The organism is Pseudomonas sp. NFACC46-3 (assembly GCF_900114515.1).
Lineage (GTDB): Bacteria > Pseudomonadota > Gammaproteobacteria > Pseudomonadales > Pseudomonadaceae > Aquipseudomonas > Aquipseudomonas fluorescens_Q.
The window spans coordinates 104,643-111,623 of record NZ_FOTH01000021.1 but is presented as its reverse complement, the minus strand read 5'-3'; the positions used below and the strand labels follow the sequence as shown (position 1 = coordinate 111,623).

Annotated in this window: 7 protein-coding genes; 1 reads left to right on the top strand and 6 read right to left on the bottom strand. The window is 62.4% G+C overall.

What is annotated here, in order from left to right; all coding sequences use genetic code 11:
- Nucleotides 1-1,121: OprD family porin (locus BM300_RS20315; protein WP_092463791.1), on the top strand; the 1,121-nt coding region annotated here is incomplete at its 5' end.
- Between the two features lie 206 nt (nt 1,122-1,327).
- On the opposite strand, the gene pcaC is transcribed toward BM300_RS20315, so the two are convergent.
- From pcaC to pcaH, 6 genes are all read right to left on the bottom strand, one after another.
- Entirely contained in the window at nt 1,328-1,720 is a 393-nt protein-coding gene (gene pcaC / locus BM300_RS20310; RefSeq protein WP_063325152.1) for a 4-carboxymuconolactone decarboxylase, read from the bottom strand.
- A 10-nt stretch (nt 1,721-1,730) separates the two neighbouring features.
- Nucleotides 1,731-2,531 (bottom strand): 3-oxoadipate enol-lactonase, encoded by an 801-nt coding sequence (gene pcaD, locus BM300_RS20305; RefSeq protein WP_092144296.1) that lies wholly within the window; start codon nt 2,529-2,531, stop codon nt 1,731-1,733.
- 12 nt (nt 2,532-2,543) lie between these two features.
- Nucleotides 2,544-3,908: a 3-carboxy-cis,cis-muconate cycloisomerase gene (locus BM300_RS20300; RefSeq protein ID WP_092144294.1), complete on the bottom strand. Its 1,365-nt coding sequence runs from the start codon at nt 3,906-3,908 to the stop codon at nt 2,544-2,546.
- 152 nt (nt 3,909-4,060) lie between these two features.
- Nucleotides 4,061-5,359 (bottom strand): MFS family transporter, encoded by a 1,299-nt coding sequence (locus tag BM300_RS20295; protein ID WP_092463788.1) that lies wholly within the window; start codon nt 5,357-5,359, stop codon nt 4,061-4,063.
- Nucleotides 5,360-5,689: 330 nt separating this feature from the next.
- Nucleotides 5,690-6,256, bottom strand: coding sequence for a protocatechuate 3,4-dioxygenase subunit alpha (gene pcaG, locus BM300_RS20290; RefSeq protein WP_092463785.1), 567 nt, complete (start codon nt 6,254-6,256; stop codon nt 5,690-5,692).
- Nucleotide 6,257: 1 nt separating this feature from the next.
- Nucleotides 6,258-6,962 carry a protocatechuate 3,4-dioxygenase subunit beta gene (gene pcaH / locus BM300_RS20285; protein ID WP_092144292.1) on the bottom strand — a complete coding sequence of 235 codons (705 nt, stop codon included), beginning with the start codon at nt 6,960-6,962 and terminating at the stop codon, nt 6,258-6,260.
- Nucleotides 6,963-6,981 lie beyond the last annotated feature (19 nt).

Sequence of the window (6,981 nt, the reverse complement as noted above, 5' to 3'; positions counted from 1 at the left end):
TCAACCGCAACTTCACCAACCCGAACAACGCCCAGGGCAAGGCCGAGGAATGGACCCAGAGTTTCATCCTCGACGCCAAGTCCGGGTTCACCCAGGGCGTGGTCGGTTTCGGCGTGGACGTGCTGGGGCTGTACTCGGTCAAGCTCGACGGCGGCCGTGGCACCGCAGGTACACAACTGCTCCCAGTGCATGACGACGGCCGCCCGGCCGACGACTTCGGCCGTTTGGGCGTGGCCCTGAAGGCCAAGGTGTCGAAGACCGAGCTGAAAGTGGGCGAGTGGATGCCTGTGCTGCCGATCCTGCGCTCCGACGATGGTCGTTCCCTGCCGCAAACCTTCCGTGGCGGCCAGGTGACCTCCACCGAAATCAGCGGCCTGACGCTGTACGGTGGCCAGTTCCGCGCCAACAGCCCGCGCAACGACGCGAGCATGGAGGACATGTCCATGAACGGCCGCGGCGCGTTCACCTCCGACCGTTTCAACTTCGGCGGCGGTGAATACGCCTTCAACGAAAAACGCACCCAGGTCGGCGTGTGGTACGCGGAACTGTCCGACATCTACCAGCAACAATATTTCAACCTGACCCACAGCCAGCCCATCGGCGACTGGACCCTGGGCGCCAACCTCGGCTACTTCACCGGCAAGGAAAACGGCAGTGCGCTGGCCGGCGACCTGGACAACAAAACCGCGTTCGCCATGCTCTCGGCCAAGTACGGCGGCAACACCTTTTATGTCGGCCTGCAGAAAGTCGGCGGCGATGATGCCTGGATGCGCGTCAACGGCACCAGCGGCGGCACCCTGGCCAACGACAGCTACAACTCCAGCTACGACAACGCCAAGGAAAAATCCTGGCAACTGCGCCACGACTTCAACTTCGCTGCCGTTGGCGTGCCGGGCCTGACGTTGATGAACCGCTACATCAGCGGTGACAACGTGCACACCGCCACCGTTGACGACGGCAAGGAATGGGGTCGGGAAAGTGAGCTGGCCTACACCGTGCAGAGCGGCGCGTTGAAGAGTCTCAACGTGAAGTGGCGTAACTCGACGATACGCCGGGATTACAGTACCAATGAGTTCGATGAGAACCGGTTGATCATCAGTTATCCGCTCAGCCTGCTGTAAAAGCCAAACATGGATGGAGGCTGTACCACCGTCATCGCGAGCAGGCTAGCTTCCACAGGGAATCGGTGCCGAGCACAAAATCAGCGCTCACTGAAGATCCAGTGTGGGAGCTTGCTCGCGATGGCGTCATCACATTCAACATCCCCCATCAATTGAACCACCGCTATCGCGAGCCAGCTCGCTCCCACAGGAAATGAGGTAACCCCTTAAGCCCGCGATTCGACGCCCAGTTCGTCCCACACCGACTCGGCCAGATGGAACGTGGCGTTGGCCGCCGGGATGCCACAGTAGATGGCGCTCTGCATGATCACTTCCTTGATCTCGCTGCGGCTCACGCCATTGTTGGCGGCGGCGCGCAGGTGCAGCTTGAGTTCTTCGGCGCGGTTCATGCCGATCAGCATGGCGATGGTAATCAGGCTACGGGTATGGCGCGGCAGGCCCGGGCGAGTCCAGATGTCGCCCCAGGCATGGCGGGTGATCATCTCCTGGAACTCGCTGTTGAACTCGGTCAGGGCATTGAGGCTGCGATCGACGTGGGCATCGCCCAGCACCGCGCGGCGTACTTGCATACCTTCATCGTAACGTTGTTTCTCGTCCACAAAAAACTCCTCAGGCACGGCCAGAATCAAGCAGGAAATCCAGCACCCGCGCGCTGAAGGCGGCGCCGGCCTGGACGTTGGACAGGTGCGCGGCGTAGAACTCGGCGTACTCCGCGCCACTGACCCGCTCCTGGATAAAGTGCCCACCCGACGGCGGTGTCACGGCATCTTCGGTGCCGGCGATCACCAGCAGCGGCACGCGAATCGACGACAACTGCTCGCGGAAATCGGCATCACGCACGGCCGCGCAGTTGGCCGCGTAGCCTTGGGGCGATGTGGCAGCGAGCATGTCGGTGATTTTCTTCACCTTCGCAGGATGAGCCTCGGAAAAATCCGCAGTAAACCAGCGGGCGATCGAAGCATCGCGCAACGCCACCATCGCATCCTTGCCGTCGCGCAGCACGGTTTCGATGCGCGGGTTCCACACCGACGGATCGCCGATCTTGGCCGCGGTGTTGCACACCACCAGTTTGTACAGGCGCTCGCCGGCGTTGATGCCCAGCCATTGGCCGATCAACCCGCCCATGGACAAGCCGCAGAAATGCACCTTGTCGAGGTTCAACTGATCAAGCATCGCCAGCACATCGCGACCCAGTTGTTCGATGCTGTACGGCCCTTCGGTGACCAGCGATTGACCATGGCCGCGCGTGTCGAAACGCAGCACGCGAAAGTGTTCGCTGAAAGCCGCGACCTGCTCGTCCCACATGTGCAGATCGGTGCCCAGGGAGTTGGAGAGCACCAGCACAGGGGCGTCTTGCGGCCCATCAAAACGATAGTTCAGATCGCCCTCGGCGAGTTTGACGAATCCCACAACAATCTCCTTTCAGGCGTTCAAGGCAAGGTGTTCGGCCACGGCCCGGGCGACCCAGGTCTGGGCTTGTCCGAGGTAGTGCGCCGGGTCGAGCAGATGATCAAGCTCGGTCGCGGATAGCTGCGCAGTGACCTGAGGTTCATCCCCCAGCACATCCCGCAAATGCCGTTGTTCGGCCACGGCGCGCTTGCAGCATTGCTCCAGCAGATGGTGCGCCGCGTCGCGTCCCACACGCTGGGCCAGGACGATGCTCACCGCTTCGGCCAGCACCAGCCCCTGGGTCAGTTCCAGGTTGCGGGCCATGCGCGCCGCGTCCACTTCCAACCCTTCGGCCAGCAGCCGCGCCTGCTGCAAGGCACCGGACACCAGGCAGCAGATCTCCGGCAGGGTTTCCCATTCGGCGTGCCACAGGCCCAGGCTGCGCTCGTGTTCCTGGGGCATGGCGCTGAACAGCGTCGACAACAAGCCAGGCACTCGCGTCGCCGCGCCGATCAGCACTGCCGCGCCCACCGGGTTGCGCTTGTGCGGCATGGTGGACGAACCACCCTTGCCCGGCGCCGAGGGCTCGAACGCTTCGCCGGCCTCGGTCTGCATCAACAGGCTGATGTCGCGGCCCAGCTTGCCCAGGCTACCGGCGATCAGGCCCAGCACTGAACCGAATTCCACCAGGCGATCGCGCTGGGTGTGCCACGGCTGCTCGGGCAGGTTCAGTTGCAATTCGGCGGCCAAGGCTTCGGCGATGGGCAAAGCGTGTTCACCCAAGGCGGCGAGGGTTCCGGAGGCGCCGCCGAATTGGAGCACCAGCAAGCGCGGCTTGAGTTCTTTCAAACGTTGGCGACTGCGGGTGATCGCCCCCAGCCAACCAGCGATCTTCATGCCCAGGGTCACCGGCGTGGCGTGCTGCAGCCAGGTGCGTCCGGCCAGCGGCGTGGCGGCGTAGTGTTCGGCTTGTCGGGCCAGGGTGGCGGCCAACTGCGCCAGCTCGCCTTCGATCAGCCCCAAGGCCAGGCGCAGTTGCAGCACCAGCCCGCTGTCCATCACGTCCTGGCTGGTGGCGCCCAGATGCACGTAGCGCTCGGCTTCGGCATCCTCGGCGGCGATGCGCTTGCCCAACGCCTTGACCAACGGGATTGCCGAATTGCCAGCGCTGGCGATCGCTTCGCTCAGTGCCGAAAAATCGTACAGCTGCGCACGACAAGCCTGCTCGATCGGCGCCACGGCACTTTGCGGAATCACCCCGACCCGCGCCTCGGCCCGGGCCAAGGCTGCTTCGACGTCCAGCATGGCCTGGACCCGACCCGCATCGCAGAACACCTCGCGCATGTCGCGGGCGGTGAAGTAGACATCGAATAGTTGATTGCCCGGTCGTTCGCTCATAAACAGTCCTTGGGAAGGTAGATGTCCCGTGGCGAGGGAGCTTGCTCCCGCTTGAGTGCGAAGCGCTCACAAGAGAGGGCTGCTACGCAGCCCAGCGGGAGCAAGCTCCCTCGCCACAATGACTCAAACAAGCCTCAAATGATCAGGTGGATTCAAAGGTCATGGTGCAAATACGCCGGCTGCTTGGGCAGGCGCAGGCTGAACAGGAACGCCACCACCATCATCACCGTGACATACCAATAAAAAGCGTTTTCCATGCCCTGGGCCTTCAGGCTCAGGGCAACGTACTCCGCCGAACCGCCAAAAATCGCATTGGCCACCGCGTACGCCAACCCTACCCCCAGCGCCCGGACTTCGGGTGGAAACATTTCCGCTTTCACCAGGCCGCTGATGGAGGTGTAGAAGCTGACGATCGCCAGCGCCAGCGTGATCAGGACAAACGCCAGGAACGGGCTGCTGATGCTTTTCAGGGTCAGCAGGATCGGCACGGTGCACAACGCGCCCAGGGCTCCGAACCAGAGCATGGAGTTACGCCGGCCGATCTTGTCCGCCAGCATGCCGAACAACGGCTGCATGCACATGTACAGGAACAGCGCGCCGGTCATGATGTAGCTGGCGGTCTTGGCGTGCAGGCCGGCGGTGTTCACCAGGTATTTCTGCATGTAGGTGGTGAAGGTGTAGAAAATCAGCGAGCCGCCGGCGGTGTAGCCCAGCACGGTGATAAACGCGGCCTTGTGGTCGCGAAACAGCGCCATAATGCTGCCCGCGTCCTTGTTCTCACGCATTTCCTTGCTGCTGGTTTCCTTCAGGGAACGCCGCAGCAACAGGGAAATCAACGCCGCAGCCGCACCCACCACGAATGGGATCCGCCAGCCGTAGGCACGCAGTTCATCTTCGTTGAGAAACTGTTGCAGGATCACCACCAGCGACACCGCCAGCAGTTGCCCACCGATCAACGTCACGTACTGGAACGAGGCGAAGAAACCGCGCTGGCCCTTGAGGGCGACTTCGCTCATGTAGGTGGCGGTGGTGCCGTACTCGCCGCCCACCGACAAACCCTGCAGCAGGCGTGCGAACAACAACAGCACCGGCGCCCATACGCCAATGTCCTTGTAGGTGGGCAGGCAGGCGATGAGCAATGAGCCGAAGCACATCATCAGCACCGAAATCATCATCGAATTCTTGCGCCCGTGACGGTCCGCCACCCGGCCGAAAATCCAACCGCCGATGGGCCGCATCAGGAACCCGGCGGCGAATACACCAGCCGTGTTGACCAGTTGCAGCGTGGGGTTGTCCGAGGGGAAGAACGCCGGGGCGAAATAAATTGCGCAGAACGCATAGACATAGAAGTCAAACCATTCGACCAGGTTGCCGGATGAAGCACCGACGATGGCGAAGATGCGCTTGCTGCGTTCTTCGCCGGTGTAGTGGCTGATGATTGGGGTGGCCATGGATTATTCACTCGTTGGGGACTGACGAAGTCTAGACACACTTAGTAACAGTCCCGTTCCACAAACGGTCTTTCAAGCAGTAGCGCCTGTAGCGCCGCCATCGCGAGCAAGCTCGCTCCCACAGGGTTCATGCTATTGCTGTGGTCCTGTGAGTTCATACACTTCCGGGCTGGGTTCATATCCCCTGTGGCGAGGGAGCTTGCTCCCGCTGGCTTGCGCAGCAAGCCCAAAGCCGGCGACCCGGTGTATCAGGATGACCTCAGTGCCTGGTTTTGCGACTGCTTCGCAGCCGAGCGGGAGCAAGCTCCCTCGCCACAGGAAAATCATGAGTCAGTAATCGAAGAACACCGTCTCGGCATCCGTGCCCTGAAGGATCACGTTCCACTGGTACACACCCGACGCATCAGGCTTGGCCACGATTGTGCCGCGACGTTCTTCGGGCACGCAGGCCAGCAGCGGGTCGGTTTCGTTGGTCTGTTCGCCGTCGAAATAGATGCGCGTCAGCAAATGCTTGACCAACCCGCGCGCGAACACCAGCACCACCAGGTGCGGGGCCTGGGTCGTGCCACTCAATCCCGGCACAGTGCCCGGCTTGATGGTGGTGAAGCGAAAACGCCCTTCGGCGTCCACCGGTACCCGGCCGAAGCCTTCGAAATGCGGGTCCAGGGGTTTGTCCTGGTCGTCTTCCGGGTGGGCGTATTTGCCGGCGGCGTTGGCCTGCCAGACTTCCAGCATCGCGTCGTTGACGAACTGGCCGTTGCCGTCGACCACCTGCCCGGTGATCGCCACGCGTTGGCCGAGGGTTTCGGCGACGGTCAGGTCTTCGCGGTTCAGCCAGGTCAGGCCGATGTGGTAGTACGGGCCAACGGTGTGGGATGTGGTGGCGGTGAGCGTCATCTTATTTCTCCATCGGCGTGGCATCGCGGCCGCGCAAGACGATGTCCCAGCGGTAACCGAGGGCGTAGTGAGGGACAGTTTTTTCCAGGTCGAAACGGGCGATCAGGCGTTCCTTGGCACTCGTGTCCGGCACGCAGTTGTAGATCGGGTCGTATTCCAGCAACGGATCGCCAGGGAAGTACATCTGCGTCACCAGGCGCGTCAGAATGCTCGGCCCGAACAGTGAGAAATGGATATGCGCCGGGCGCCAGGCGTTGTGGTGGTTGCCCCACGGATAGGCGCCGGGCTTGATGGTCTGGAACTGATACCAGCCATCGGCGTCGGTGACGGTGCGACCGGTGCCGGTGAAATTCGGGTCCAGGGGCGCGTCATGGTTATCGCGATCGTGGTTGTAGCGACCGGCGGCGTTGGCCTGCCAGATCTCCACAAGGATGCCCGGCACCGGCTGGCCGTGCTCATCCAGCACGCGCCCGTGAATGATGATCCGCTCCCCCAGCGGCTCGCCGGCATGCTGGGCGGTCAGGTCGTGGTCCTTCTCTTGCACGCGGTCGGCACCGACAGTCGGGCCAGTAATTTCCGACAGCGAATGCGGCAGGAACACCAACGGCTTGGACGGCGAGCGCAGGTTGGTGGACTGGTACGGCGGGTGCAGATACTCCGGCTGGGTGCCCGCTTGGGGGCGACGATAACCAGGCTTGTCAGTCATGGAGCGTTCCTCGATTTCT

Bases quoted from the DNA above. Each gene is read 5' to 3' on its own strand.
- BM300_RS20300 (WP_092144294.1), bottom strand. From the start codon at position 3,908: ATGAGCGAACGACCGGGCAATCAACTATTCGATGTCTACTTCACCGCC.
- BM300_RS20295 (WP_092463788.1), bottom strand. From the start codon at position 5,359: ATGGCCACCCCAATCATCAGCCACTACACCGGCGAAGAACGCAGCAAG.
- pcaG (WP_092463785.1), bottom strand. From the start codon at position 6,256: ATGACGCTCACCGCCACCACATCCCACACCGTTGGCCCGTACTACCAC.
- pcaH (WP_092144292.1), bottom strand. From the start codon at position 6,962: ATGACTGACAAGCCTGGTTATCGTCGCCCCCAAGCGGGCACCCAGCCG.